General features: G+C 75.4%; 23 protein-coding genes. 6 read left to right on the forward strand and 17 right to left on the reverse strand.

Features of this window, described 5'->3' with window-relative positions; translation table 11 throughout:
* Window positions 1-105 precede the first annotated feature (105 nt).
* The 3 genes from ACI8AA_RS19040 (at window position 106) to ACI8AA_RS19050 (ending at window position 4505) form a co-directional block, all read left to right on the forward strand.
* Window positions 106-2943, forward strand: coding sequence for an aconitate hydratase (locus ACI8AA_RS19040; RefSeq protein WP_457045951.1), 2838 nt, complete (start codon window positions 106-108; stop codon window positions 2941-2943).
* Window positions 2944-2949: 6 nt separating this feature from the next.
* Window positions 2950-3705 carry an SDR family oxidoreductase gene (locus tag ACI8AA_RS19045; protein ID WP_457045952.1) on the forward strand — a complete coding sequence of 252 codons (756 nt, stop codon included), beginning with the start codon at window positions 2950-2952 and terminating at the stop codon, window positions 3703-3705.
* Window positions 3706-3830: 125 nt separating this feature from the next.
* A complete protein-coding gene (locus ACI8AA_RS19050; RefSeq protein WP_457045953.1) occupies window positions 3831-4505 on the forward strand; it encodes a sirohydrochlorin chelatase in 675 nt (224 codons plus the stop codon).
* Window positions 4506-4515: 10 nt separating this feature from the next.
* Here ACI8AA_RS19050 and ACI8AA_RS19055 read toward each other — a convergent pair whose 3' ends face one another.
* From ACI8AA_RS19055 to ACI8AA_RS19085, 7 genes are all read right to left on the reverse strand, one after another.
* Window positions 4516-4794 (reverse strand): hypothetical protein, encoded by a 279-nt coding sequence (locus ACI8AA_RS19055; RefSeq protein ID WP_457045954.1) that lies wholly within the window; start codon window positions 4792-4794, stop codon window positions 4516-4518.
* Window positions 4795-4812: 18 nt separating this feature from the next.
* Complete coding sequence (locus ACI8AA_RS19060; protein ID WP_457045955.1) at window positions 4813-5640, reverse strand: sulfurtransferase; 828 nt, start codon at window positions 5638-5640, stop codon at window positions 4813-4815.
* Window positions 5637-6104, reverse strand: coding sequence for an SgcJ/EcaC family oxidoreductase (locus ACI8AA_RS19065; protein ID WP_456929760.1), 468 nt, complete (start codon window positions 6102-6104; stop codon window positions 5637-5639). The genes ACI8AA_RS19060 and ACI8AA_RS19065 overlap by 4 nt, the downstream gene beginning before the upstream one ends.
* A gap of 44 nt (window positions 6105-6148) precedes the next feature.
* Window positions 6149-8041 carry an ABC transporter ATP-binding protein gene (locus ACI8AA_RS19070; RefSeq protein ID WP_457045956.1) on the reverse strand — a complete coding sequence of 631 codons (1893 nt, stop codon included), beginning with the start codon at window positions 8039-8041 and terminating at the stop codon, window positions 6149-6151.
* 76 nt (window positions 8042-8117) lie between these two features.
* Window positions 8118-8900, reverse strand: coding sequence for an enoyl-CoA hydratase/isomerase family protein (locus ACI8AA_RS19075; protein WP_457045957.1), 783 nt, complete (start codon window positions 8898-8900; stop codon window positions 8118-8120).
* On the reverse strand, window positions 8897-9124 hold the full coding sequence (locus ACI8AA_RS19080) for a helix-turn-helix domain-containing protein (protein WP_387992902.1): 228 nt from the start codon (window positions 9122-9124) through the stop codon (window positions 8897-8899). Before ACI8AA_RS19080 ends, ACI8AA_RS19075 begins: the two co-directional genes overlap by 4 nt.
* Window positions 9125-9288: 164 nt before the next feature.
* Window positions 9289-10890 (reverse strand): ABC-F family ATP-binding cassette domain-containing protein, encoded by a 1602-nt coding sequence (locus tag ACI8AA_RS19085; RefSeq protein ID WP_457045958.1) that lies wholly within the window; start codon window positions 10888-10890, stop codon window positions 9289-9291.
* Between the two features lie 129 nt (window positions 10891-11019).
* Here ACI8AA_RS19085 and ACI8AA_RS19090 point away from each other — a divergent pair, with 129 nt between their 5' ends.
* Both ACI8AA_RS19090 and ACI8AA_RS19095 read left to right on the forward strand, forming a co-directional pair.
* Window positions 11020-13146, forward strand: coding sequence for an SCO7613 C-terminal domain-containing membrane protein (locus ACI8AA_RS19090; RefSeq protein WP_457045959.1), 2127 nt, complete (start codon window positions 11020-11022; stop codon window positions 13144-13146).
* 46 nt (window positions 13147-13192) lie between these two features.
* Window positions 13193-15025 carry an SCO7613 C-terminal domain-containing membrane protein gene (locus tag ACI8AA_RS19095; RefSeq protein WP_457045960.1) on the forward strand — a complete coding sequence of 611 codons (1833 nt, stop codon included), beginning with the start codon at window positions 13193-13195 and terminating at the stop codon, window positions 15023-15025.
* Window positions 15026-15028: 3 nt separating this feature from the next.
* Here ACI8AA_RS19095 and ACI8AA_RS19100 read toward each other — a convergent pair whose 3' ends face one another.
* The 10 genes from ACI8AA_RS19100 to ACI8AA_RS19145 all read right to left on the reverse strand — a co-directional run bounded on the left by ACI8AA_RS19100 (window position 15029) and on the right by ACI8AA_RS19145 (window position 25274).
* Entirely contained in the window at window positions 15029-15589 is a 561-nt protein-coding gene (locus ACI8AA_RS19100; protein WP_457045961.1) for an N-acetyltransferase family protein, read from the reverse strand.
* Between the two features lie 173 nt (window positions 15590-15762).
* Complete coding sequence (locus ACI8AA_RS19105; RefSeq protein ID WP_456934996.1) at window positions 15763-16143, reverse strand: metal-sulfur cluster assembly factor; 381 nt, start codon at window positions 16141-16143, stop codon at window positions 15763-15765.
* A complete protein-coding gene (sufU, locus tag ACI8AA_RS19110; RefSeq protein WP_457045962.1) occupies window positions 16140-16607 on the reverse strand; it encodes a Fe-S cluster assembly sulfur transfer protein SufU in 468 nt (155 codons plus the stop codon). The genes ACI8AA_RS19105 and sufU overlap by 4 nt, the downstream gene beginning before the upstream one ends.
* Complete coding sequence (locus ACI8AA_RS19115) at window positions 16607-17932, reverse strand: cysteine desulfurase (RefSeq protein WP_457045963.1); 1326 nt, start codon at window positions 17930-17932, stop codon at window positions 16607-16609. The genes sufU and ACI8AA_RS19115 overlap by 1 nt, the downstream gene beginning before the upstream one ends.
* Complete coding sequence (sufC, locus tag ACI8AA_RS19120; protein ID WP_456934998.1) at window positions 17929-18702, reverse strand: Fe-S cluster assembly ATPase SufC; 774 nt, start codon at window positions 18700-18702, stop codon at window positions 17929-17931. Before sufC ends, ACI8AA_RS19115 begins: the two co-directional genes overlap by 4 nt.
* Window positions 18703-18717: 15 nt before the next feature.
* Window positions 18718-19071, reverse strand: a complete 354-nt coding sequence (locus ACI8AA_RS19125; protein ID WP_457045964.1) for a non-heme iron oxygenase ferredoxin subunit — start codon at window positions 19069-19071, stop codon at window positions 18718-18720.
* A 3-nt stretch (window positions 19072-19074) separates the two neighbouring features.
* Window positions 19075-20394: a Fe-S cluster assembly protein SufD gene (gene sufD / locus ACI8AA_RS19130; protein ID WP_457045965.1), complete on the reverse strand. Its 1320-nt coding sequence runs from the start codon at window positions 20392-20394 to the stop codon at window positions 19075-19077.
* Entirely contained in the window at window positions 20394-21836 is a 1443-nt protein-coding gene (gene sufB, locus ACI8AA_RS19135; RefSeq protein WP_387992934.1) for a Fe-S cluster assembly protein SufB, read from the reverse strand. Before sufB ends, sufD begins: the two co-directional genes overlap by 1 nt.
* The gene (locus tag ACI8AA_RS19140) at window positions 21833-22639 is read right to left on the reverse strand and encodes a helix-turn-helix transcriptional regulator (protein WP_457045966.1); all 807 of its coding nucleotides are present in this window, start codon (window positions 22637-22639) and stop codon (window positions 21833-21835) included. The genes sufB and ACI8AA_RS19140 overlap by 4 nt, the downstream gene beginning before the upstream one ends.
* A 106-nt stretch (window positions 22640-22745) precedes the next feature.
* Window positions 22746-25274 carry an ATP-dependent Clp protease ATP-binding subunit gene (locus ACI8AA_RS19145; RefSeq protein WP_457045967.1) on the reverse strand — a complete coding sequence of 843 codons (2529 nt, stop codon included), beginning with the start codon at window positions 25272-25274 and terminating at the stop codon, window positions 22746-22748.
* Window positions 25275-25487: 213 nt separating this feature from the next.
* On the opposite strand from ACI8AA_RS19145, the gene ACI8AA_RS19150 reads away from it, so the two are divergent.
* A complete protein-coding gene (locus tag ACI8AA_RS19150) occupies window positions 25488-26432 on the forward strand; it encodes a COX15/CtaA family protein (protein ID WP_457045968.1) in 945 nt (314 codons plus the stop codon).
* The last annotated feature ends 139 nt before the right edge of the window (window positions 26433-26571 follow it).

A 26571-nucleotide genomic window follows, 5' to 3' on the forward strand; every position in this document is an offset into this window, starting at 1 on the left:
ACCGGGTGAGGGAAGGGTCGCCTCACCAGTGCGTCTCCGCAGGCGGCTGGGATGATGGGGGGTGGCATTCAAGCCCGATGGACTCTCGAGGGTGAGGCGCAAGCAGTGGCAGCCAGCAAGGACAGCTTCGGGGCCCGGGCGACGCTCAGCGTCGACGGCACCGACTACGACATCTACCGGCTCGACGCGGTCGAGGGCGCGGACCGGCTCCCCTTCAGCCTGAAGGTCCTGCTCGAGAACCTGCTGCGCACCGAGGACGGCGCGGACATCACCGCCGACCACATCCGGGCGCTGGCGAACTGGGACCCGTCGGCGGAGCCCGACCAGGAGATCCAGTTCACCCCGGCGCGGGTGGTCATGCAGGACTTCACCGGCGTCCCCTGCATCGTCGACCTCGCCACGATGCGCGAGGCCATGGCCGAGCTCGGCGGCGACCCGAACAAGATCAACCCGCTGGCGCCGGCCGAGCTGGTCATCGACCACTCGGTCATCGCCGACGTCTTCGGCACGCCGGACTCGTTCGAGCGCAACGTCGAGATCGAGTACCAGCGCAACGGCGAGCGCTACCAGTTCCTGCGCTGGGGCCAGGGCGCCTTCGACGACTTCAAGGTCGTCCCCCCGGGCATGGGCATCGTCCACCAGGTCAACATCGAGCACCTGGCCCGCGTGGTGTTCCCGCGGCAGGAGGGTGACCGCGTCGTCGCCTACCCCGACACCTGCGTGGGCACCGACAGCCACACCACGATGGTCAACGGCCTGGGCGTGCTCGGCTGGGGCGTGGGCGGCATCGAGGCCGAGGCCGCGATGCTCGGCCAGCCGGTGTCGATGCTCATCCCGCGCGTGGTCGGCTTCAAGCTGACCGGCGAGCTGCCCGAGGGCTCCACCGCCACCGACCTGGTCCTCACGATCACCGAGATGCTGCGCCAGCACGGCGTCGTCGGGAAGTTCGTCGAGTTCTACGGCGAGGGTGTCTCCGCGGTGCCGCTGGCCAACCGCGCCACGATCGGCAACATGAGCCCGGAGTTCGGCTCGACCGCGGCGATGTTCCCCATCGACGAGGAGACCATCGCCTACCTGGAGCTGACCGGGCGCCCGGCCTCGCAGGTGGCGCTGGTCGAGGCCTACGCCAAGGAGCAGGGCCTCTGGCACGACCCGTCCCGCGAGCCGGCCTTCTCCGAGTACCTCGAGCTGGACCTGTCCACCGTCGTCCCCTCGATCGCCGGCCCGAAGCGGCCGCAGGACCGGGTCGCGCTCACCGACGCCAAGGCCTCCTTCCGCGAGGCGCTGCCGACCTACGCGCCGGTCGAGGAGATGGACCGCGACGACGACGACGCCGCGAGCGCCGGCTCCAGCGTCGACGAGTCGGTCGAGGAGACCTTCCCGGCGTCGGACCCGGCCAGCCCGTTCGCGCACGACAACGGCGACGCCGGCAAGCCGCACCACGTCGTCCCCGGCCCGGTGGCCGACCGCTCCTCCAAGCCCACCCGCGTGGTGCTCGAGGACGGCACGGAGACCTTCGTCGACCACGGCCACGTGGTGATCGCCGCGATCACCTCCTGCACCAACACCTCCAACCCGCAGGTGATGATCGGCGCGGCGCTGCTGGCCCGGAAGGCCGTCGAGGCCGGCCTGCAGACCAAGCCCTGGGTCAAGACGACGCTGGCGCCGGGCTCGAAGGTCGTCACCGACTACTACGAGAAGTCCGGCCTCACCCCGTACCTGGAGAAGCTCGGCTTCTTCCTGGTCGGCTACGGCTGCACCACCTGCATCGGCAACTCCGGCCCGCTGCCGGAGCCGGTGTCGGCCGCGGTCAACGAGGCCGACCTCGCCGTCGTCTCGGTGCTCTCGGGCAACCGGAACTTCGAGGGCCGGATCAACCCCGACGTCAAGATGAACTACCTGGCCAGCCCGCCGCTGGTCATCGCCTACGCGCTGGCCGGGTCGATGGACGTCGACATCACCACCGAGCCGCTGGGCAAGGGCAAGGACGGGCAGGACGTGTACCTGCGCGACATCTGGCCCTCGCCGGCCGAGGTGCAGCGGGTCATCGACGAGGCGGTCTCGGCCGAGCAGTTCGGCCGCAGCTACGAGGACGTCTTCGCCGGCACCGAGCAGTGGCAGAACCTGCCCACGCCCACCGGTGACACGTTCTCGTGGGACGCCGAGAGCACCTACGTCCGCAAGCCCCCGTACTTCGAGGGCATGCAGGACCAGCCGGCCCCGGTGCAGGACATCACCGGCGCCCGGACGCTGGCGGTGCTCGGCGACTCGGTGACCACCGACCACATCTCGCCCGCGGGGTCGATCAAGGCCGACAGCCCGGCCGGTCAGTACCTGCGCGAGCACGGCGTGGAGCGGCGTGACTTCAACTCCTACGGCTCCCGCCGCGGGAACCACGAGGTCATGATCCGCGGCACCTTCGCCAACATCCGGCTGCGCAACCAGCTGGTGCCCGGCACCGAGGGCGGTGTCACCAAGAACCACCTGACCGGCGAGACGACGAGCATCTACGAGGCGTCGCAGGCCTACCAGCAGGCCGGCGTCCCGCTGGTCGTGCTGGCCGGCAAGGAGTACGGCTCGGGCTCGTCGCGCGACTGGGCGGCCAAGGGGACGGCGCTGCTCGGCGTCAAGGCGGTCATCGCCGAGAGCTACGAGCGGATCCACCGCTCCAACCTCATCGGCATGGGCGTGCTGCCGCTGCAGTTCCCCGAGGGCGAGAACCGCGAGTCCCTCGGCCTGACCGGCGACGAGGAGTTCACCATCACCGGGATCACCGCCCTCAACGACGGCGAGACCCCGCGCACGGTGAAGGTGCAGGCCGGCAGCGGCGATCAGGCTGTGGAGTTCGACGCCCGCGTCCGCATCGACACCCCCGGCGAGGCGAACTACTACCGCAACGGCGGGATCATGCAGTACGTCCTCCGCTCGCTGCGGCAGGGCTGACCTCCCGTGGACCTGGGCCTGGGCGGTCGCGGGTACCTGCTCACCGGCGCGAGCCGGGGGCTGGGCCTGGCGACCGCCCGGGCCCTCGTCGCCGACGGGGCCCGCGTCCTCGTCAGCTCCCGCTCCGCCGAGTCGGTCTCCGCGGCCGTCGAGGAGCTCGGCGACGGCGCGTCCGGGGTGGCCGCCGACCTCGCCGACCCCGGCGCGGCCGACCTGCTCGTCGGCCGCGCGCTCGAGACCCTCGGCCGGGTCGACGGCGTGCTGGTCTCGGTCGGCGGCCCGGCACCGGGCACCGTGCTCACGACGGCGGAGGACGACTGGCGGGCCGCCGTCGACAGCGTGCTGCTCGGCCCGCTGCGGCTGGTCCGCGCGCTGGACCCGCACCTGTCCGCGGGCGCGGCGATCGGGTTCGTGCTGTCGACGTCGGTGCGCCAGCCGATCGGGCACCTGGCCATCTCCAACGCGCTGCGCCCGGGCCTGGCCATGACCGCGAAGGCGCTGGCCGACGAGCTCGGCCCGCGCGGGATCCGGGTGGTCGGGCTGATGCCCGGCACGATCGCCACCGACCGGATCACCGAGATCGAGGCCGCCTCCGGCGACGCCGCCGCCATGCGGGCGCGCACCGAGCGCGGCATCCCGCTGCGCCGCGTCGGCGAGCCCGACGAGTTCGGCCGGGTGGCGGCCTTCCTGCTCTCCCCCGCCGCCAGTTACGTCACCGGCACCATGGTCGCCGTCGACGGCGGCGTCCTCCGCACTCCGTGATGAAGGACCCCCTCGCCCCCCGAGAAGGACCCCCTCGCCCCCCGTCACTCGCAGGCTCGCGACGGGACCCTGCGAGGGGGCCGATCGACGCTCGCGGCGGGCCCCTGCGAGGGGGCCGGGTCCTGGTGGCGTGCGCCCACGGCACGCGCAACCCCACCGGGCGCCGGCTGGTCGCCGAGCTGGCCCTGGCCGCGCGCCGGCTGCGCCCGGGCCTGGTGACCACGGCGGCGTTCGTCGACGTGCAGCCGCCCACGGTGGTCGACGTCGTCGCGGGGCTCGCCGCCTCCGGGCAGCCGGCCGTCGTCGTGCCGCTGCTGCTGTCCGGCGGGTACCACGTGCACGTCGACATCGCGGGCGCCGTGGCCGCGCACGAGTCCGCCGTCGCCGCCCGCCCGCTGGGTCCCGACCCGCGGCTGGCCGACGTCCTCTCCGACCGGCTGACCGAGGCCGGTGCCGATCCGCGCGACCCGCTCACCGCCGTGGTCCTGGCCGCCGCGGGCTCCAGCGACCCGCGGTCGGTGGCCGACGTCGAGGACACCGCCGACCTGCTGCAGCGCTCCTGGGCCGGGCCGGTGACCACCGGCTACGGCTCGGCCGCGCAGCCCCCGGTCGTCGACGCGGTCGCCGCCGCGCGCAAGGCCGGCGCCGAGCGGGTCGTCGTCGCCTCCTACCTGCTCGCGCCCGGCCACTTCCACGGGAAGCTCGCCGAGGCCGGCGCCGACCTCGTCACCGCGCCCCTGCTGCCCGACGAGCGCATCGCCGCCGTCCTGCTCGACCGCTACGACGCCGCGCTCGGCTGACCGCGGCCGCTCAGGCCGTCCAGCCGAGCAGCTCCCCGCCGACGGCGACGACGAGCCCGAGCAGCACCGCGGCCTCCACCGGCACCGCCGGCGTCCACCAGGAGCGGCGGACCGCCAGCCGCACCAGCACCACGGCCCCGGCGAGCCAGATCAGCCAGAGCGGGACGAGCACCGGACCGGGGACCACCAGCCCGCCGGCGAGGTAGAACCACCCGACCACCAGGTGCGCGAGTCCGGCCAGCACGGCGACGACCAGCGGTCCGGTGCGGCGGGCGGTGTCGGCGGACACGGCCGCAGTATGGCGGCGTCAGCCCGGATCGGGCCCCGTGGCCGCCGGGCGGGACGGGTCGGCCGACCACTGGGACCAGGAGCCCGGCCACAGCGCTGCCTCGACGCCCGCCTCGGCCAGCGCGGCCACCTCGTGCGCGGCGGTGACGCCCGAGCCGCAGTAGACGCCGACCGGTGTCCCCGGCCGCACGCCGAGCGCGGCGAACCGGTCGGTCAGGTCGGTCCGGAACCGGCCGTCGGCCTGCAGGTTCTCGCCCGTCGGCGCGCTCACCGCCCCCGGCACGTGCCCGGCCCGGGGGTCCACCGGCTCGCGCTCGCCGCGGTAGCGCTCGCCGGCCCGCGCGTCGAGCAGCAGCCCACCGCGTACGGGCAGTGCCGCGGCCGCGTCGGCGGTGAGGGTCGGCATGCCGCCGCCGGTCAGCACCACGTCGCCGGGCGCCGGGACGACGTCGCCGGTCTCCAGGTCCCCACCGGCCGCGACCCACGCGTCCAGGCCGCCGTCGAGCAACCGGACGCCGGTCAGCCCGCCCCAGCGCAGCAGCCACCACGCCCGCGCGGCGGCCTGCCCGCCGGTGGCGTCGTAGGCCACGACGGACGCCCCGCGGCCGATCCCCCACCGCCGGGCCGCGGCCTGCAGGGCCGCCACCGACGGCAGCGGGTGCCGGCCCTCGGCGGCCGACGGCGGCGCGGACAGCTCGGTCTCCAGGTCGACGAACACCGCGCCAGGCAGGTGGCCGGCCAGGTACCGCTCCCGGCCGTGCGGGTCGCCCAGCGCCCAGCGGACGTCGAGCAGCACGGGGCGCGCCGGCGCCGCCAGGAGCTCGGCAGCGCTGACGAGCACGCTCACCGGGCGGTGGCGAGCAGCCCGCGCAGCTCCTGGGTGAGGGCGTCCCGGGCGTCACGGCGGCCCAGCCACGCGGCCGGCGTCGCCTGGAACAGCGTGGTCTTCCACCGCCCGCCGCCCTCGTCGACGGCGACGAGGGTGTGGATGCTGTGCAGCCCCGGGTCCACGTCGTCCTCGCCCGGCGGGATCATCCCGGCGTGCGCGTGCAGCACGGCCACGCCGTCGGACACCGCGCGCACCGAGCGGACCACGGCCACGTAGGTCGCCGTCGGGTGGCTGCCGAACACCCGCCGCAGGTCCGAGGCGATCGACAGCCGGCCGCTCACCGAGGTCCCGTCGTAGCCGACCATGTCGCCGTCGTCGGCGAAGACCGCGGCCACCGCCGCGCCGCTGCGCCGGTTCCAGCCGTCGACGAAGTCGGCGTAGAGGGCGCGGATCTGGGCGTCGTACGGGTGCGCGGACGTCACGGGGACTCCTCCTGGTGCAGATGGGGCAGGAGGAACGCTAGTTGCTACGCCGCGCCGACCGTCCGACGCTCGCCGTCGGCGAACTGGGTCCGGTAGAGGTCGGCGTAGCGGCCCCCGAGCGCCAGCAACTCCTCGTGAGCGCCCGACTCCACGATGCGACCGTCGTCGACCACGAGGATCTGGTCGGCGCTGCGGATCGTGGACAGCCGGTGCGCGATCACCAGCGACGTCCGGCCGGTCAGCGCAGTGTCCAGCGCGTGCTGCACCGCGACCTCGGACTCGCTGTCCAGGTGCGCGGTCGCCTCGTCGAGGATGACGATCCCCGGCGCCTTGAGCAGCACCCGCGCGATCGCCAGCCGCTGCTTCTCCCCGCCCGAGAGCCGGTAGCCGCGGTCGCCGACGACGGTGTCCAGGCCGTCGGGCAGCGCCGCCACCAGCGCGGCGATCCGCGCGCCGGTCAGCGCCGCCCACAGCTGCTCCTCGGTGGCGTCCGGGCGGGCGTAGAGCAGGTTGGCGCGGATGGTATCGTGGAACAGGTGCGCGTCCTGGCTGACGACGCCGATCGCGTCGCGCAGCGAGGCCAGCGTCGCCTCGCGGACGTCGAGCCCGCCGACCCGCACCGCGCCCCCGGTGACGTCGTACAGCCGCGGCACCAGGTTGACGATCGTCGACTTGCCGGCGCCCGAGTGCCCGACCAGCGCCACCATCTGCCCGGGCTCCACCCGGAACGACACGTCGTGCAGCACCGCCGTCGGGCCGCCGTGCTCGGGCAGCGACACGTCCTCGAGCGAGGCCAGCGACACGTCGGTCGCGGCCGGGTAGCTGAAGGAGACGGCGTCGAACTCGATCGACCGGTCACCGGCGGGCACCGGGACGGCGCCGGGCGCCTCGGCGATCATCGGCGCGAGGTCGAGCACCTCGAAGACCCGGTCGAAGCTGACCATCGCGCTCATGACGTCGACCCGGACGTTGGACAGCGCGGTCAGCGGCCCGTACAGCCGCGACAGCAGCAGCGCCAGCGCGACGACGTCGCCCGGCGACAGCGACCCGTCGAACGCCAGCCAGCCGCCCAGGCCGTAGACCAGCGCGGTGGCCAGCGCCGCCACCAGGGTCAGCGCGGTGAAGAACGTGCGGCCGTACATGGCCGACAGGACGCCGATGTCGCGCACCCGCGCCGCCCGCCCGCGGAAGCTCTCGGCCTCGGTGTCGGGCCGGCCGAACAGCTTGACCAGCAGGGCGCCGGCGACGTTGAACCGCTCGGTCATCGTCGCGTTCATCGACGCGTTGAGCCCGTAGGACTCCCGGGTGATCTCCTGCAGCCGCTTGCCGATCCGCCGCGCGGGCAGCACGAACAGCGGCACCATCACCAGCGAGAGCAGGGTGATCTGCCAGGACAGCGTGAACATGACGCCCGCGGTGAGCACCAGGCCGATCACGTTGGAGACGACGCCGGACAGCGTCGAGGTGAACGCCTGCTGTGCGCCGACGACGTCGTTGTTGAGCCGGCTGACCAGCGCACCGGTCTGGGTGCGGGTGAAGAACGCGACCGGCATCCGCTGCACGTGCTCGAACACCCGGCTGCGCAGGTCGTAGATGACGCCCTCGCCGATCCGGGCGGAGTACCAGCGGGTGGCCACCGAGATCGCGGCGTCGAGCACCGCCAGGCCCGCGATGAACAGCGCGATGCGGACGATGCCGCCGGCGGTGCCGTCGAGGCGGGCGATCCGGTTGACGATGTCGCCGGCCAGCAGCGGGGTGAGCACGCCGATGACCGAGGAACCGACCACCAGCAGCAGGAAGAAGGTGAGCTCGCGCCGGTAGGGCCGGGCCACGCCGAGGATGCGGCGCACCGTGCCCTTCGGCAGCGGCCGCGAGGTGACCGACGGGTCCCGGCGGAACGAGCGCATCGCCGCCATGGAGGTCATGGGACTGCTCACGACACGACCTCCTCACGACCGGACGGGGACCGGCCGCAGGCACAACAGCGGCCGGTCCCCTCCTGTTCCGGATCCCTCAGCGGCGGGCGAGCCCCGCCAGCTCGGCCAGCCGCCGGGACTGCGCGGCCCGCTCGGCCGCGTCCTGCGCCTCCGGGGGGTTGCGGACGGCCGAGCGCACCAGCGCCGCGGTCTCCCGCACCGCCCCGGCCGGCGGCGCGGTGAGCGCGGCGACCAGCGTCGCCACCGCCCCGTCCAGCTCCGCGGCCGGGACGACGGCGTTCGCGATCCCCCACGCCAGCGCCTCCGCCGCCGGCACCGGCCGGCCGGTCACGCAGACCTCCATCGCCCGCGCGTAGCCCACCAGCTCCGCCAGCGTGGACGTGCCGGTGAGGTCGGGGACGAGGCCGAGCGTCGCCTCGGGCAGCCGCAGCGACGCGTCGTCGGTCATCACCCGCAGGTCGCAGGCCAGCGCCAGCTGGGCGCCGGCGCCGATCGCGTGCCCCTGCACCGCGGCCACCGAGACGATCCCCGGCGAGCGCAGCCACCGGAAGCCGCCCTGGTACCCGCGGATCCGCTCCTGGGCCAGCTCGGCCGGCATCGTGCCCAGCTCGCCGAGCCCGCCGGGGGTCGACGGGTCGGCGCCGAACAGGCTGCGGTCCAGGCCCGCGGAGAAGGAGCGGCCGCTGCCCCGCACGACGACCACGCGGACGTCGTCGTCGAGCGAGGCGCCCACGGCCGCCAGCGCCGCCCAGGTGGCCGGCGTCTGGGCGTTGAGCTGGTCGGGTCGGTCGAGCGTGACGGTCAGGACGGCGCCGTCCCGGCTGGTGCGGACCCAGCCGCCGGCGTCGGCCGCCGTCACGCGGTCTTCTTGCTGTTCCGGTTCGCCCCGCCACGGCTGCGCAGCGTGGCACCGGACTCCGACAGGAGCCGGTGCACGAACCCGTAGGACCGGTTGGTCGAGGTCGCCAGGGAGCGGATGCTCTCCCCGCCGTCGTACCGCTTCTTCAGCTCGTCGGCCAGGGTGGTGCGGTCCCCACCGGTGATGCGCTTGCCCTTGCCGAGGTCCGTGCTCGAGTCGGCCATGACTCCCCTCCGTCGCAGCCGCCGAGGCCGGCGAGGGGTGCCGGCCCGGTCGGGTGCTGGCTCGCGTGGTGCCGTCGTCCCCGTGACGCCGGCCTCCCGCACCGATGATCACCCAGCCCGCGCGGCTCGGCCACGCGAATGACAAGTTCCCGGCGAGGGCCGCCTCAGGCGAGCTCGACGAGGTCGGCGAGGTCCTCGCTCCAGGCGTCCTCGGTGCCGTCGGGCAGCAGGATGACCTTGTCCGGGTCCAGCGCGCGGACCGCGCCCTCGTCGTGCGTGACCAGCACGATCGCACCGGTGTAGGTGCGCAGCGCGTCGAGCACCTGCTCGCGGCTGGCCGGGTCGAGGTTGTTGGTCGGCTCGTCGAGCAGCAGCACGTTGGCGCCGGAGACGACGAGCGTGGCCATGGCCAGCCGGGTCTTCTCGCCACCGGAGAGCGTCCCGGCGCGCTGGTCGGCGGCGTCGCCGGAGAAGAGGAAGGCGCCGAGGATCCGCCGCAGCTCGGTGTCCGTGCTCTGCGGCGCGGCCGCGCGCATGTTCTCCAGCAGCGAGCGGTCGTGGTCGAGTGTCTCGTGCTCCTGCGCGTAGTAGCCGATGCGCAGCCCGTGGCCCGGCTGCACCTCGCCGGTGTCGGGGGCCTCGGTGCCGGCCAGCATCCGCAGCAGCGTCGTCTTCCCGGCCCCGTTGAGCCCGAGGACGACGACCCGCGCGCCCCGGTCGACGGCGAGGTCGACGTCGGTGAACACCTCGAGCGAGCCGTAGCTCTTGGACAGCCCCTCCGCGGTGAGCGGGGTCCGCCCGCACGGCGCCGGCGTGGGGAACCGCAGCTTGGCCACCCGGTCCTGGACGCGGACGTCCTCCAGCCCGGCGGCCAGCCGCGCGGCGCGCTTGTCCATGCTCTGTGCGGCCCGGGCCTTGGTGGCCTTGGCGCGCATCTTGTCCGCCTGCGCGGTCAGCGCGTCGATCTTGCGCTCGGTGTTGGCCCGCTCCTGCTTGCGGCGCCGCTCGTCGGTCTCCCGCTGGGCGAGGTAGGGCTTCCAGCCGAGGTTGTAGATGTCGACGGTGGCCCGGTTGGCGTCGAGGTGCCACACCTTGTTCACGACGGCGTCGAGCAGCTCGACGTCGTGGCTGATGACGATCAGCCCGCCCTTGTGCGCGGCGAGGAAGGTCTTGAGCCAGGCGATCGAGTCGGCGTCGAGGTGGTTGGTGGGCTCGTCGAGCAGCAGCGTCTCGGCGTCGGAGAACAGGATGCGGGCGAGCTCCACGCGCCGCCGCTGGCCGCCGGACAGGGTGCGCAGCGGCTGGCCCATGACCCGGTCGGGCAGGCCGAGGGCGGTGCAGATGCGCGCGGCGTCGCTCTCGGCGGCGTACCCGCCCAGCGCCGCGAACTGGTCCTCGAGCCGCCCGTACCGGCGGACGGCGCGGTCGCGCTCGGCGTCGTCGGCGGGCTCGGCCATGGCGACCTGCGCCTTGACCAGCTGGGCCCTGAGGACGTCGAGGCCGCGGCCGGACAGCACGCGGTCGCTGGCGGTGGTGTCGAGGTCGCCGCTGCGCGGGTCCTGCGGGAGGTAGCCGATCTCGCCGGTCACCTCGACCTTGCCGGCGTGCGGCAGGCGCTCACCGGCGAGCGTGGTGAGCGTGGTGGTCTTGCCGGCGCCGTTGCGCCCGACCAGACCGATGCGGTCGCCCGGCTGCACGCGCAGGGTGACGTCGCTGAGGAGGATGCGGGCGCCGGCGCGCAGTTCGAGGCCGGTCGTCGTGATCACTGATCCCAGGGTAGGCCCTGTCGTCCCGGGACCGGAGCGGATTGCCGGGTGACGTCCACGGCACGACCGTCCGTCCACACCCCGGGCGGATCGCTACCGCCGGGGCCCGCGGCGCGTCACCATCCGCTCGTGAGCGATCCCTCGTGGTCCGGACCCTCCTGGGGTCTGCCCTGTCCCGTCTGCGGCACGCCGGCCGCGCCCGCCCCGGCGCCCTGCGGGACCTGCGGGCTGCCCGCCGTCGCGCAGGCGGCCACGGTGGTGGCCCGGCTCGGCGCGACGATCGACGAGTTCGCCCGCGAGCGGGACGCCCTGGTGGCCACCCTGCGCGCCGCGGCCCCGGGCCCGGCCCCCGTCCCGGCTCCGGCTCCTGCCCCGGCTCCGGCCCCCGCGTGGGTGCCTCCGCCGGTGCAGCCGCCTCCTCCCGTGGCGCCGCCCGTCCCGCCGCCCCTCGAGCCGCCGTCCCCGCGGCGGCGGCTGAGCCCGCAGCAGGTGCTGCTGGGCCTGGGGGCGCTGCTCGTGGTCGCCGCGGCGGTCGCGTTCGTGGCGGTGGCCTGGACCCGGCTGGGCGTGACCTTCCAGGCCGCGGTCATGGCCGCGGTCACCGCCGCCGCCTGCGCGACCTCGGCGTGGAGCGCCCGCCGCGGCCTGCGGGCCACCGAGGAGGCGCTGGCCGGCGCCGGGGCCGCGCTGCTGGCCGTCGACCTCGCCGCCGCGCACGCGCTGGGCCTGTGGGGCGCCGACGCCGTGCCGCCCCGGCTGTGGGGCGGGCTGTCCTGCGTCGTCGTCGCGGGGGCGGCCCTGGCCCTCGGCCGCGGCACGCGCAGCACGGTCGCCTGGCCGCTGGTCGCCCTGCTCGCGGCCCAGCCGGCCGGCTGGCTGCTGCTGCCGCTCGGGATCGCCGACGGCGCCGCGGGGGTCGCGGTCCTGCTCGCCACCGCGCTGGTCGACGTCCTGGCGCTGCTGGTGCTGCGCCCGGCCCTGCAGCGGGCCGCGGCCGGCCTGGGCGCCCTGACCGGAGGCGCCGGCGTGCTGCTCGGCGTCCCGCTGGCCTGGGACGGCGGCGCGGTCGACGGCTGGGCCGCCACCGCCGTCCTCGCGGTGGCCGCGGCCGTCGCCGGCGCCCTGCTGCGGGAGCCCCGGCTGGCGCCGTTCCTGCCGGAGCCCCGTGCCGCCGCGGCCGGCGCGGCGGCGGTCGCGGCCCTGGCCCTGGCCGGGTCGCTGAGCGGGCTCGGCGTCGCGGGGACCGTCGCGGCGGGCGGGCTGGGCCTGGTGCTGCTCACCGCCGCCACCCCGCCGTCGGTGACCGGGCCGGCGCCGGCGGCGGTGCTCGCCGCCGGTGGCGTGCTCGCCGCCGCCGGCACCGGCGTCCTCGCCGACGGCGACTCCTGGGCGCCGCTGGCCCTGCTGGTGCTGGCCGCCGCCGTCCCGGCCGGCCTCGCCGCGGTGCTCCGCCCCCGGGTCCGCGCCGCGGCGACCGCGGCCGCGCTGGCCGCGCCCGGCGGTGCCGTCCTGATCGCCTCCGGGGCCGGCCTGCTGTCCCCCGCGGTCGCCGGCCTGCTGCTCGCGCTCGTCGCCGCCGCCGCGTTCGCCGTCGCCACGGCCCGCGTCACGCGACCGGAGGAGGCGGCCGCCGCGGGCACCGGCGCGGTCCTCGCCGTGGCCGCCGGGCTCACCGCCGGCAGCGCCGGGGCGTGGGGGCAGGTCGCGGTCGACCTCGCCGTGGCCGGGGCGGCCGCCGGCTGCTACGCCGTCGTCGGCCGGCGGCGGCTCGCCGCCGTCCTCGCGGTGGCCGACCTCGTGCTCGCGGGGTGGATCGCCGCGGCGGGCGCGGAGATCCGCACGCCGGAGGTCTACACGCTGCCGGCCGCGGCGGGCCTGCTGCTGCTCGCGCTCCCGGCCCTGCGCACCGGGGCCGCGTCCTGGGCCGCCGAGGGCGCCGCGGTGGCCGTGGCGGTGCTGCCGTCGGCGGTGGTCGCGGTGGCCGACCCGGCGCCGCTGCGGCTGGTCGGGGTGGTCGCGGCGGCGGCCGGGCTGACGGTCGGCGGGGCGCTCACCCACCGGCAGGCGCCGTTCGTCGTCGGGGCCGGCGCCCTGCTGGTGGTGACGCTCGGCCGGCTGGCGCCCTACGCGCCGCTGGTGCCGCGCTGGGTCACGCTGGCCACCGCGGGCCTGCTCCTGCTGGTCGTGGGGGCCACCTACGAGCGGCGCCGGCAGCAGGCGCGGGAGGCGGTGGCCTGGGTCGCGCAGATGCGCTGACCGCCCCTAGCGTGGGCCCGACGGCCGGGCACGAGGGGGGACGGCGATGACGGGCGCGCCGCTGCCGCCACTGCCCTACGCGGGCCCGCCGGGGGCCGCCACCGTCGACCCCGGCCCGCCGCTCCCCTCGCTGCCGGCCCGGCTGCGGCCGCCGCAGGTGATCCTCGGCGTCGGCGTGGTCCTGCTGGTGGCCGCGGCGCTGGCCGGGCCGTCGCTGGTCGGCGGGGTCGCCCGGATCGGCGTCCTGCTGCTGGCGCTGGTCGCCGCGTGCGCCGCGGCGGTGGCCGCCCGCGCCCGGCTGCGCAGCACCGAGGAGGCCTGCGCGGCGGCCGCGGCCGCGCTCGCGCTGACCGGCGCCGCCGACGGGGACCGCGCCACCGACGGCGGGCCGCTGCCGGCGCTGGGCCTGGCCGTGGTGCTGCTCAGCCTGCGGGTGCTGCTCCCCCGGCCGCTGGGCTGGCCGCTCGGCGCGTGGCTGGCGGTGCAGGTGGCGGCCCTGCGGTCGCTGGCCCTCGTGCCCGCGGGGGTGCCGCGGACCGCGCTGCTGCTCGGCGTCGCGCTGGCCGGGCTCGCGGTCACCCTGACGGCGCGGCGCCCGCTGGCCCGCGTCGCCCTGGTCACCTCCGCACCGTGGCTCGTCGCCGGGGTGGCCGGCGGGCTGCACACCGCCGCCACCGGCGCCGGCGCCGCGCGCTGGGTCGCCGCCGGCCTGACCGTCGCGGCGGCGGCCGGGCTGCTGCTCGTGCGGCTGGAGCGCGCGGTCGAGCCGCTGCTCGGGCCGCCGCGGCTGGTGCCCGGAGTCGCGGGCCTGGTCGCCGGCGGGGCGGTGGGCGCGGCGCTGTCCACCGACGGGCCGGTCCCGCTCCCGCTCGCGGGCTGGCTCGGCGTGCTGCTCGCCGGCGTCGCCGCGGGCACGCTGACCGGCTGGCGCCGGGGGCTGCTGCTGCCCGCCACGACCGCCGCGGGGCTGGTCCTGGTCGCGCTGGCGGTGGCCCAGCTGGTCGCGGCCGCGCGCTGGCCGGCGCTGGTCGCGCTGCTGGTGCTGACCGCGCTGCCCGCGGCCGGTGTCGCGGCTGCCCGGCGGGACGAGCGGGCCCGGGCGCTGCCGGCGGCCGTCGGCTGCCTCGCCGCGGCGGCGCTGCTCGCGGTGCCGGCGGGGCTGCTCTCCCCCGGCGCGACCGCCGCGGCGCTCACCGGGCTGTTCGCCGGGACGCTGGCCGCCCGGCCCGGGACGGCCGCCGACGTCCGCGGCCCCACCGGCACGGTCGGCGCCGTCTGCGCGGGCGCCGCGCTGGCCGTGCTCGCCGTCGCCGCCGCGTGGGGTCTGCTGGCGCTGCACCTGGCCGTGCAGGGCGTGCTCACCTGCGCCTGGGCGGCGGGAGCGGGCCGCAGGCGCGGGTCGGAGGCGGCCTGGCGCACCGGCGCGGGAGAGCTGGGCGCGGCGGGGTGGACGCTGGCCGCGCTGACCGGCACGTCCGTGGTCGAGGCGTGGAGCCTTCCGGCCGCCGCGGCGCTGCTGGTGGCGGCCGGGCCACGCCTGCTCGACGGCCCGTCCTGGCCGGTGTGGGGCCCGGGCCTGGTGGCCGCGGCGGCGCCGTCGACGGTGGCCGCGGTGGTGGAGCCCGGCGCGCTGCGCCCGCTGCTGGTGCTCCTCGCCGCGGCCGCGGTCATGGCGCTCGGTGCGCGCACCGCGGTGCGGGCGCCGCTGCTCATCGGCGCGGCGACGGCGGTCGCGCTCGGTGCGGGGCTCGCGGTCGAGGCCCTGCCGCTGCCGCTGGCCGGGGTGCTCGTCGCCGGCGCGAGCCTGCTGGCGCTCGGCGCCCGCCGCGAGCTGCGGCCGGTCGCGGGCTCCGGCGCGCGGCTGGCGGAGATGCGCTGAGGCTCAGGAGCCGAACAGCGACTCCGCGCACACCGGCCGGTAGCCCGCGCCCAGGAACCCGCGCAGCGAGGCGGTGTTCGCCGGCGCGACCTGCGCCCACAGCGGCGCGCCGGGCACCAGCGACGGCGCGGCGGCGACCAGCGCGGTCCCCAGCCCGCGCCCGCGCGCGGCCGGGTCGACCTCCAGGCTGACCTCCCAGCGGCCGGCGACGCCGCGGCCGAGCACCAGCACGCCGGCGCCGTCGGGCGTCGCCCACACCCGGACGCCGGTGCGGTGCCGCCGGGCCCGGTCGACGCGCGGGTGGTCCACCTCGGCCGGCACCAGCTCGACGCCCGGTCCCGCGGCGGCCGGCGGCGGGGCCACGAGGACGGCGTCGACCACCCCGGGCTCGGCGCCGACGCGGTCGGCCAGCGCGGCGAGGAAGCGGGCGCCCAGCGGCAGGGCCAGCGGGTCCGGCGCCACGCAGCGGGCGACCCAGTCCGGGTCGACGTCGGCGGCGACGACGTGCCAGGCCGTCCCCCCGACGACGACCGCCCGCGCCCCGGGGGGCGCGGGCAGTGTCACGACGCTCGCGTCGGCCGGCGGAGGATCCCCGGCGGCCAGCCGGTCGAGGAGCCCGGCGAGGGGATGGCGGCCCCGCAGCGTCCCGTCGAGCCCGTCCGGCGACGTGGCGGAACGGCTGCTCCGCAGGGGCCCGCGCCGGGCCTGCGCGGCGTGGTGGGCGGAGTGGTCCTCCGTCAGACCCGGAAGCCGAGGGCGCGCAGCTGCTCGCGCCCGTCGTCGGTGATCTTGTCCGGGCCCCACGGCGGCATCCAGACCCAGTTGATCCGGACGTCGTCGACCAGGCCGGGGCCGGGGCCGCCGGTCAGCGCGGCGCGCGCCTGGTCCTCGATGACGTCGGTCAGCGGGCAGGCCGCCGAGGTGAGCGTCATGTCCAGGACGGCGACCTGCGTGCTGCCCTCGTCCGCGACGTCGATGCCGTAGACCAGGCCGAGGTCGACGACGTTGACCCCCAGCTCGGGGTCGACGACGTCGCGCATGGCCTCCTCGACGTCCTCCAGCAGCGCCGACTTGTAGGCCGGCAGCTCGGGGGCGTCGTTCTCGGTGGTGTCGCTCATGCCTGTCCTCCAGTGGGGGTGGCGGCCAGCGCGCGGGCGGAGGCGTCCTTGAGGGCCATCCAGCTCATCAGCGCGCACTTGATGCGGGCGGGGTACTTCGACACCCCGGCGAAGGCGACGGCGTCCTCGAGCTCGTCCTCGAGCTGCTCGGCCACGGCCGAGTCGCCCTTGGACTGCATGAGCGTCATGAAGTGCTCGCCGGTGGCCAGCGCGTCGGTGACCGGGCGGCCGACGACGAGGTCGTACATCGCCGAGACCGACGCCTGGCTGATCGAGCAGCCCATGCCCTCGTAGGACACGTCGGCGATCGTCTCGCCGTCCAGGTGCACCCGCAGGGTCACCTCGTCCCCGCAGGTCGGGTTGACGTGGTGCACCTCGGCGTCGAACGGGTCGCGCAGTCCGCGGCCGTGGGGGTTGCGGTAGTGGTCCAGGATGATCTCCTGGTACATCGACTCGAGCTGCATCAGGCGGTTGCCTCCTCCGGCGTCACACCGAAGAAACGCTGCGCGGCCCGCACGCCTTCCACGAGCGCGTCGACGTCGTCGTACCCGGTGTGCACGTAGAAGGTGGCCCGGGTGGTGGCCGGGACGCCGTAGCGCCGGACCACCGGCCACGCGCAGTGGTGCCCCACCCGGACGGCGATGCCGAGGTCGTCGAGGACCTGGCCGACGTCGTGCGGGTGGATGCCCTCGACGGTGAAGGACACCGCGCCGCCGCGGGCGACGGTGTCCGGCGGGCCGATGACCGTGACGCCGGGGACCGCCTGCAGCTGCTCGAGCGCGTAGCCGGTGAGCGCCTCCTCGTGCGCCTGCACCCTGTCCATGCCGAGCGCCTGCAGGTAGTCGACGGCGGCGCCGAGGCCGATGGCCTGCGCGGTCATCGGGACGCCGGCCTCGAACCGCTGCGGCGGCGGCACGAAGGTGCTGCCCTCCATCCGCACGACCTCGATCATCGAGCCGCCGGTGAGGAACGGCGGCAGCGCGTCGAGGACGTCGTAGCGGCCCCACAGCACGCCGATCCCGGTGGGCCCGAGCATCTTGTGGCCGGAGAACACCAGGAAGTCCGCGCCGAGCGCCGCGACGTCGACCGGCTGGTGCGGCACCGACTGCGCGCCGTCGACCAGCACCAGCGCGCCGACCTCCCGCGCCCGCGCCGTGATCGGCCCGAGCGGGTTGATCGTGCCCAGGATGTTCGACTGCTGGGTGACCGCGACCAGCTTCGTCCGCTCGTTCACCACGGTGTCGAGGTCGGACAGGTCCAGCCGGCCGTCGTCGGTCAGCCCCAGCCAGCGCAGGGTCGCCCCGGTGCGCTCGCACAGCTGCTGCCAGGGCACCAGGTTGGCGTGGTGCTCCATCTCGGTCACGACGATCTCGTCGCCCTGGCCGACGGCGTACCGGCGGTGCGCCGGGTCCTTGGCGGTCACCGCGTTGGACAGCGAGTACGCCACGAGGTTGATCGCCTCGGTGGAGTTGCGGGTGAACACGACCTCCTCGGCGGAGGCGCCGATGAAGGCCGCGATCCGCGCCCGCGCCGACTCGTACGCGCCGGTGGCCTCCTCGGCCAGCTGGTGCGCGCCGCGGTGCGGGGCGGCGTTGATCCGCTCGTAGAAGTCCCGCTCGGCGTCGAGGACGCTGCGGGGCTTCTGCGAGGTGGCGCCGGAGTCGAGGTACACCAGCCGCTTCTCGTCGCGCACGGTGCGCGACAGGATCGGGAAGTCCGCCCGGATCGCCTCGACGTCCAGGGGCAGCGGGGCACGCGTCCCCGTGGGACGCGAGGCGGTCGAGGTCATGCCTTCGCGGTCTCCTTCGAGCCCTTGACGTAGGCGGCGTAGCCCTCCGCCTCGAGCTTGTCGGCGAGCTCCTGGCCGCCCTCGTCGACGACGCGGCCGGCGACGAACACGTGCACGAAGTCCGGCTTGATGTAGCGCAGGATCCGCGTGTAGTGGGTGATCAGCAGGACGCCGACCTCCCCCTCCTCGCGGGTGCGGTTGACGCCCTCGGAGACGACGCGCAGCGCGTCGACGTCGAGGCCGGAGTCGGTCTCGTCGAGGATCGCCATCTTCGGCTTGAGCAGCCGCATCTGCAGGATCTCGTGGCGCTTCTTCTCACCGCCGGAGAAGCCCTCGTTGACGTTGCGCTCGGCGAACGCCGGGTCCATCTCCAGCGCCGACATCTCGTCGCGCACGTCCTTGACCCAGGTGCGCAGCTTCGGGGCCTCGCCCTTGACCGCGGTGGCGGCGGTGCGCAGGAAGTTCGACACCGAGACGCCGGGGACCTCGACCGGGTACTGCATGGCGAGGAACAGGCCGGCGCGGGCGCGCTCGTCGACGCTCATCGCGAGGACGTCCTCGCCGTCGAGGGTCACCGTGCCGCCGGTGATCGTGTACTTGGGATGCCCGGCGATCGAGTACGCCAGGGTCGACTTGCCCGAACCGTTGGGGCCCATGATCGCGTGGGTCTCGCCCGAGCGGACGGTCAGGTCGACGCCGCGGAGGATCTCCTTGGTCTCGTCGCCCTCACCGACCGTGACGTGCAGGTCGCGGATCTCCAGAACCGACACTTCTTCTCTCGCTCCTCAGTTGCCGGCCGCGAGCGGGAGGCGCCCGTCGGACTCGGTGTCGACGTAGACGTCCTCCCCCTGCACGCGGACCGGGTAGACGTCGACCGGCTCGGTGGCCGGCAGGTTGGTGGGCTCGCCGGTGCGCAGGTCGAAGCACGACCCGTGCAGCCAGCACTCGATGGTGGGGGCGCCGTCGAACTCCTCGACGTCGCCCTCCGACAGCGGGACCTCGGCGTGCGAGCACACGTCCTGCACCGCGTAGACGTCGCCGTCGTACCGGACGACGGCGACGTCGACGTCGGCGAGCTCCACCCGCAGCGCCCCGTTCTCCGGGACGTCGGTGAGCCCGCAGACCCGCTCGAAGGCCATGGGTCAGGCCACCTCGACCGGCTGCTCGTCGAGGCCGGGCAGGGCGCCCAGGCGCGCCTCGATGGAGCGCATCAGGCGGTCCTGCAGCTCGTCGACCCCGATGTGCTGGACGACGTCGGCGAAGAAGCCGCGCACCACCAGGCGGCGGGCGGTCTCGGCGTCGATGCCACGGGAGCAGAGGTAGAACAGCTGCTCGTCGTCGAACCGGCCGGTGGCGCTGGCGTGGCCGGCGCCGACGATCTCGCCGGTCTCGATCTCCAGGTTGGGCACCGAGTCGGCGCGGGCGCCGTCGGTGAGCACCAGGTTGCGGTTGAGCTCGTAGGTGTCGGTGCCGGTGGCCTCCGGGCGGATGCGGACGTCGCCGATCCACACCGTGCGCGCGCCGTCGCCCTGCAGCGCGCCCTTGTAGAGCACGTTGCTGCTGCAGTTGGGCACCGCGTGGTCCACCCAGAGCCGGTGCTCCTGGTGCTGGGTCTCGTCGGAGAAGTAGACGCCGAAGAGCTCCGCCCGCCCGCCGGGGCCGGCGTACTGGACGTTGCTGACCAGCCGGACCAGGTCGCCGCCGAGGGTGACCACGACCTGCTTGAACGTGGCGTCCCTGCCGACGACGGCGTCGTACTGCCCGCCGTGCACCGCGCCGGGCGCCCAGTCCTGCACCGAGACGAGCGTGACGTCGGCGCTGTCGCCGACGAGCACCGCGACCCCGCCGGCGTACCGGGCCAGGCCGCTGTGGTCGAGCACGACGGTCGCCTTCGAGAAGGCGCCGACCTCGATCACCAGCTGGCCCCAGACGACGTCGTCGCCGCCGGAGCCGGCCAGGCCGAGGGTCACCGGCCGGTCCAGCCGCACCTCGGACGGCACGCGGACCACCGCGGCACCGCCGCTGCGCTGCCGGGCGAGGGCCGCCAGCCGGTCACCGGGCTCGGGCAGGCCCTTGAGCAGCGGGTCGTCGGCCTCGACGCTGGTCAGCTCGACACCCTCGGGCAGGTCGGTGGTCCAGGTCAGGTGCGCGTCGGAGGTGGCGCCGTCCAGGAGCGGGCGGATCCGCCTCATGGGGGTGAACCGCCACGTCTCCTCGCGGCCCGTGGGCAGGCCGAAGGCGTCCGGGTCGGTCGAGGTGAACCGCTCGGCCGGCGAGCCGGTCGGCGTCGTGCCGCCGTGCGAGTGGGCTCCGGGGGCCGCCTGCCCGGCGGTGCCGGTGCCGGCCGCGGGGACGGCCGGCGGACCCGCCTGGGTGCCCACCCCCTCGCCGAACAGCTCGCCGGCGAGGGTGGCGGAGTCGGTGGTGAGGCCGGTGGTGCTGGGGTTCTGCTGGTCCGGCATCAGCCGACGGCACCTTCCATCTGCAGCTCGATCAGGCGGTTCAGCTCGAGGGCGTACTCCATGGGCAGCTCGCGGGCGATCGGCTCGACGAACCCGCGGACCACCATCGCCATGGCCTCGTCCTCGGACAGGCCGCGGCTCATCAGGTAGAAGAGCTGGTCCTCGCTGACCCGGGAGACGGTCGCCTCGTGGCCCATGGCGACGTCGTCCTCGCGGACGTCGACGTAGGGGTAGGTGTCCGACCGGCTGATCGTGTCGACCAGCAGCGCGTCGCACTTGACCGTCGACTTCGAGCCGGACGCGCCCTCGTCGATCTGCACCAGGCCGCGGTAGGACGTGCGGCCACCGCCGCGGGCCACCGACTTGCTCACGATGGTCGAGGAGGTGTTCGGCGCGGCGTGCACCATCTTGGCGCCGGCGTCCTGGTGCTGGCCCTCGCCCGCGAAGGCGATGGACAGGACCTCGCCCTTGGCGTGCTCGCCGGTCATCCAGACCGCCGGGTACTTCATGGTGACCTTGGAGCCGAGGTTGCCGTCGATCCACTCCATGGTCGCGCCCTCGTGGGCGATCGCCCGCTTGGTGACCAGGTTGTAGACGTTGTTCGACCAGTTCTGGATGGTCGTGTACCGGCAGCGCGCGTTCTTCTTGACGATGATCTCGACGACCGCCGAGTGCAGCGAGTCCGACTTGTAGATCGGCGCGGTGCAGCCCTCGACGTAGTGCACGTAGGCGCCCTCGTCGACGATGATCAGCGTCCGCTCGAACTGGCCCATGTTCTCGGTGTTGATCCGGAAGTAGGCCTGCAGCGGGATCTCGACGTGCACGCCCTTCGGCACGTAGATGAACGAGCCGCCCGACCACACCGCGGTGTTCAGCGCGGCGAACTTGTTGTCACCGGACGGGATGACCGAGCCGAAGTACTCGCGGAACAGGTCCGGGTGCTCCTTGAGGGCGGTGTCGGTGTCGAGGAAGACGACACCCTGCTCCTCGAGGTCCTCGCGGATCTTGTGGTAGACGACCTCGGACTCGTACTGGGCCGCGACGCCGGCGATCAGCCGCTGCTTCTCCGCCTCGGGGATGCCCAGCTTGTCGTAGGTGTTCTTGATGTCCTCGGGCAGCTCGTCCCACGAGGCGGCCTGGGCCTCGGTCGAGCGCACGAAGTACTTGATGTTCTGGAAGTCGATGCCGGAGAGGTCCGAGCCCCAGTCGGGCATCGGCTTGCGCTCGAAGAGCTTGAGGGCCTTGAGGCGGCGCTCGAGCATCCACTCGGGCTCGTCCTTGCGCGCCGAGATGTCCCGGACGACGTCCTCGTCGAGACCGCGTCGGGCGGAGGCCCCGGCGACGTCGGCGTCGGCCCAGCCGTACTGGTAGCGGCCGAGCTGCTCGATCTGCTCGTCCTGCGTCAGCGGCGTGCCGGTCACCGGCTGCTGGGTGCTGGTCATGCGGGCGTCCTCTCCCGGTCGCTCGTGGGGGTGCTGGTGGACGGTGCGGGGCGCGGGACTCGCGCTGCTCGCTCACCGGGTACAGGGCGTGCGGGGGTGGTTCTGTTCCCCGCACCGGTGTGAGCCCGGGCGCGTGACGGCCCGGGGATGTGGGTGGTGCAGACGCCGTCGCCGTGGGCGATCGTGGCCAGCCGCTGGACGTGGGTGCCCACCAGCCGGCCGATGACCGCCGTCTCGACCTCGCACAGCTGCGGGAACTCCGCCGCCACGTGGGCGACCGGGCAGTGGTGCTGGCACAGCTGCCCGCCGCTGGAGATCGCCGAGGCCGTGGCAGCGTAGCCCTCGGCCGTCAGCGCCTCGGCCAGCGCCCGGGCCCGCTCGACCGGCGCCCCGTCGGCGCGGGCGACGGCGTCGGAGGCCCGCTGCTCGAGGCCGGCCAGCTGCGCCTCGGCGACGGCGCGGACGGCGTCGGGACCGCCCGAGGCCGCGACGTACCGCAGCGCGGTCAGCGCCAGGTCGTCGTAGGCGTGGGCGAACCCGGACCGGCCGGCGTCGGTGAGGTGGAAGTGCCGGGCGGGCCGGCCCCTCCCCCGGTGCGCGCCCGCGGCCGCGCGCTCCTCGACCCGCCCCTGGGCGGCCAGGGCGTCGAGGTGGCGCCGGACGGCGGCGGGGCTGACGCCCAGCCGGCCGGCCAGCTCGCTGGCCGTCTGCGGACCGTGCTCGAGCAGCAGCGCGGTCACGCGGTCACGGGTGCGGACGTCATCGGCCCGCACCGTCCCCGCCTGCGTCGCGCTGCTTTCCACAACACGATTGTGTCCTATTTCGGGAGGCCTGCAAGCAAGGTCCCCCTAAGTCACCCGGCCCCCGACCGTGCAGGTCAGGGGCCGGGTGGCGCAGGTCACGACGGGCTCAGGCCTGGGCGGCCGCCGCCGGCTCGCGGTCCTCGACGCGCAGGTCGAGGGCGCCGTCCCGGACGTCGGCGACGACGTGCCGGCCGGCCCCGACGCGGCCGTCGAGCAGCAGCCGGGCCAGCGGGTTGTCGACCTCCCGCTGGATCGCCCGGCGCAGCGGGCGCGCCCCGAACGCCGGCTCGAAGCCCCGCTCGGCGATCCAGGCGACCGCCTCGTCGGTGAAGGTCACCTCGACGCCCTGCGCCGACAGCCGCCGGCGCGTCTCGTCCAGCAGCAGCCGGGTGATCTGCTGCAGCTGCTCGCTCTCCAGCTGCTGGAACACCACGATCTCGTCGATCCGGTTGAGGAACTCCGGCCGGAACGACTCGCGCAGCCGCCGCACCAGCCGGTCCCGCAGGCCGGCGTCGGCCGCGGCGCCGTCGCCGGTGCCGAAGCCGAGCGGGGTGTTGCGCCCCTGGATCAGCTCCGACCCCAGGTTGCTGGTCATGATCAGCACGGTGTTCGTGAAGTCGACCGTGCGGCCCTGCGAGTCGGTGAGCCGGCCGTCGTCGAGCACCTGCAGCAGCGTGTTGAACACGTCGGGGTGCGCCTTCTCGACCTCGTCGAGCAGCACCACCGAGTAGGGCCGGCGGCGGACCGCCTCGGTCAGCTGCCCGGCGTCCTCGTAGCCGACGTAGCCGGGCGGGGAGCCGACCAGGCGGCTGACGGTGTGGCGCTCCTGGAACTCGCTCATGTCCAGCCGGACCATCCGGTCGGAGTCGCCGAACATCGCCTCGGCCAGGGCCCGGGCCAGCTCGGTCTTGCCGACGCCGGTCGGGCCGAGGAACAGGAAGCTGCCGATCGGCCGGTCCGGGTCGCCCAGGCCCACGCGGGACCGGCGGATGGCCTCGGAGACCACGCGGACGGCGTCGTCCTGGCCGACCACCCGCTCGTGCAGGCGCTCCTCGAGCTGCAGCAGCCGCGCCATCTCCTCCTGGGTCAGCTGGGCCACCGGGATGCCGGTCTGCCGCGAGACCACCTCGGCGACGTCCTCGACGCCGACCTCGGGCACGCCGGGCTGGCTCCCGCCGGTGCGGGCCTCCTCCAGGCGGCGCTGCGCCGTGGCGAGCTCGTCGCGCAGCTCGGAGGCGCGCTCGTACTGCTCGGCGGCGACCGCCTGGTCCTTCTCCCGCTGCAGCCGCTCGACCTCCTGCTCCAGCCCGCGCAGGTCCGTCGGCGGGGTCTTCACCCGGCGGCGGACGCGGGCGCCGGCCTGGTCGACGAGGTCGATCGCCTTGTCCGGCAGGTGCCGGTCGGCGATGTAGCGGTCGGAGAGCTCGACGGCGGCGCGGACGGCGTCGTCGGTGAAGCGCACCTGGTGGTGGGCCTCGTAGCGGTCGCGCAGCCCGCAGAGGATCTGCACGGTGTCCTCGACGCTCGGCTCGGTCACCAGGATCGGCTGGAACCGGCGCTCCAGGGCCGCGTCCTTCTCGATGTCGCGGCGGTACTCGTCGAGCGTCGTCGCGCCGATGACGCGCAGCTCGCCGCGGGCCAGGGCGGGCTTGAGCATGTTGCCCGCGCCGCCGGAGCCCTCGGACGCGCCCGCCCCGACGACGGTGTGCAGCTCGTCGATGAAGACGATCACCTCGTCGGAGTGCTCGCGGATCTCCTCCATGACCTTCTTGAGCCGCTCCTCGAAGTCCCCGCGGTAGCGCGTGCCGGCCACCAGGCCGGTGAGGTCGAGCTCGACCAGGCGCTTGCCGCGCAGCGTCTCCGGGACGTCGCCCTCGACGATCTGGGCGGCGATGCCCTCGACGATCGCGGTCTTCCCGACGCCGGCCTCGCCGATGAGCACCGGGTTGTTCTTGCGGCGCCGCGACAGCACCTCGACGGTCTGCTCGATCTCGGACTCGCGGCCGATCACCGGGTCGATCTGGCCGTTGCGGGCCATCTCGGTGAGGTCGCGGCCGAACTCGTCGAGCGTCGGGGTGCTCGACGCCGGTTGCCCGGGGCGGCCGCCGCCGGGGGTGCCGCCGCCGGTGGCCGCCTGCTGCAGCGCCTCGGGGGTGACCCCGTGCTCGCGCAGCACCCGGCTGCCCGGGGACTCGGCGTCGACGGCGAGGGCGAACAGCAGGTGCTCGGGGCCGATGTAGGTGGAGCCCAGGGCCCGCGACACCTGGTGGGCGTCGAGCAGGACCCGCTTGGCGGCCGGGGTCAGGGCCGCCCGCTCGGCCTGCGGCGTCCCCTGCGGCAGCTGCGCCTCGAGCTCGGCGCGCAGCCGGTCGGGGTCGGTGCCCGTGCGGGTCAGGAAGGCGCGGGCGGTCTCGTCGCCGGTCATCGCCCACAGCAGGTGCTCGGTGTCGAGGTCGGCGCTGCCGGTGGCCAGGGCCTGCGCGGCCGCGGCGTTGACCAGCTCGCGGGCCTGCTGGCTGAGGAACTGCATCGGGCTCACCCGCTGCCGCGGCGTGCGCTGCTCGCCGCCCAGGTAGCGGGCGAAGAAGTCGTCGAACGGGCTCCCGTAGGGGCCCGGGAAGAAGGGGCTGGTCATACCTCACGTCCAAGGGGGAAGTCGGGGCGTCGGCGCGGCTCGCTCGGAGGGCTCCCGGGTGGGGCTCCCGTACCCGGGAGGGCGCACCGACACCAGGTCGGCGCGTCGGCCGCCTGCGCCTCCTACAGCACGGCCGGGCGCGCCGCCCTTCCCCGTCCGTGATCGCCCTGGGCGAACCCGGGAGGGGTGGCCGGCCGCGACTAGCATCGGGCCGTGCCGGTCCTGCCCACCGCCTTCTCCCCCGCCGTCATCACGCGCCTGGCGCTGGCCAACGTGGTCGCCAACGGCGCCATCGTGGTCACCGGCGGCGTGGTCCGGCTGACCGGCTCGGGCCTGGGCTGCCCCACCTGGCCGCGGTGCACCGCCGACAGCTTCGTGACGACGCCGGAGATGGCCGGGCACGGCCTCATCGAGTTCGGCAACCGGCTGCTGACCTTCGTGCTCACCGCGGTGGCGATCGCGGTGCTGGTGGCGGTCTGGCGTTCCCCGCGCCGGGACCTGCGGCCGCTGGCGGTGCTGACGTTCCTGGGCATCCCGGTGCAGGCGGCGATCGGCGGCGTCACGGTGCTCACCGGCCTCAACCCGTGGACCGTCGCCGTCCACTTCCTCGTCTCCACGCTGCTGGTCGCCGTCTCGACCGTGCTGTGGCTGCGGTCCCGCGAGCCGGGGGTCGGCCAGCCGGTGGTCCGCCGGCCGATCGCGCTGCTGGCCGGCGGGATCGCCGCGGTCACCGCGGTGGTGCTCGCGCTGGGGACGGTCGTCACCGGCAGCGGCCCGCACAGCGGCGACCTCGACGACGCCGGCGTCCCCACCGGCGACCGCATGGGCTTCGACCCCGAGACGGTGAGCCAGCTGCACGCCGACGCGGTGTTCCTGCTCGTCGGCCTGACCATCGCGCTGCTCGTGGCGCTGTACGCCACCGACGCCCCCGGCCGCGTCCGCCGGGCCGCCCGCGACGTGCTCGTCGTCCAGTTGCTGCAGGGCGTCGTCGGGTTCGTCCAGTACTTCACGCACCTGCCGGTGGTGCTGGTGCTGCTGCACATGCTCGGCGCGGTGCTGGTGACCGCGTACACCGCGCGGCTGGTGTGGTCGGTCCGCGGCCCCGCGACCGGGCAGCCCCTCGACACCCCCGCCGTCCCCGCGACGGCCGCCCGCTGACCCTGGAGCGGCCGCCCCTGCGGCGAGATGCGCCTGAGGGCCGGCATCCCGCCCCGGATGACGACCGCCACCCGCGTCTCGGCACCCCCGCCCCAACCGCTGGAACGGCGCGAGCCCGGACCCCAGGCGGGTCCGGGCT

Source organism: Geodermatophilus sp. SYSU D01180, assembly GCF_054050415.1.

What these genes read in the sequence shown, in the direction of transcription:
- ACI8AA_RS19125 (WP_457045964.1), bottom strand. Translation starts at nt 19,071, where the DNA reads ATGGCCTTCGAGCGGGTCTGCGGGCTCACCGACGTCCCGGAGAACGGG.
- ACI8AA_RS19145 (WP_457045967.1), bottom strand. Translation starts at nt 25,274, where the DNA reads ATGACCAGCCCCTTCTTCCCGGGCCCCTACGGGAGCCCGTTCGACGAC.
- sufD (WP_457045965.1), bottom strand. Translation starts at nt 20,394, where the DNA reads ATGCCGGACCAGCAGAACCCCAGCACCACCGGCCTCACCACCGACTCC.
- sufU (WP_457045962.1), bottom strand. Translation starts at nt 16,607, where the DNA reads ATGCAGCTCGAGTCGATGTACCAGGAGATCATCCTGGACCACTACCGC.
- ACI8AA_RS19080 (WP_387992902.1), bottom strand. Translation starts at nt 9,124, where the DNA reads ATGGCCGACTCGAGCACGGACCTCGGCAAGGGCAAGCGCATCACCGGT.
- sufB (WP_387992934.1), bottom strand. Translation starts at nt 21,836, where the DNA reads ATGACCAGCACCCAGCAGCCGGTGACCGGCACGCCGCTGACGCAGGAC.
- ACI8AA_RS19105 (WP_456934996.1), bottom strand. Translation starts at nt 16,143, where the DNA reads ATGAGCGACACCACCGAGAACGACGCCCCCGAGCTGCCGGCCTACAAG.
- ACI8AA_RS19095 (WP_457045960.1), top strand. Translation starts at nt 13,193, where the DNA reads ATGACGGGCGCGCCGCTGCCGCCACTGCCCTACGCGGGCCCGCCGGGG.
- ACI8AA_RS19115 (WP_457045963.1), bottom strand. Translation starts at nt 17,932, where the DNA reads ATGACCTCGACCGCCTCGCGTCCCACGGGGACGCGTGCCCCGCTGCCC.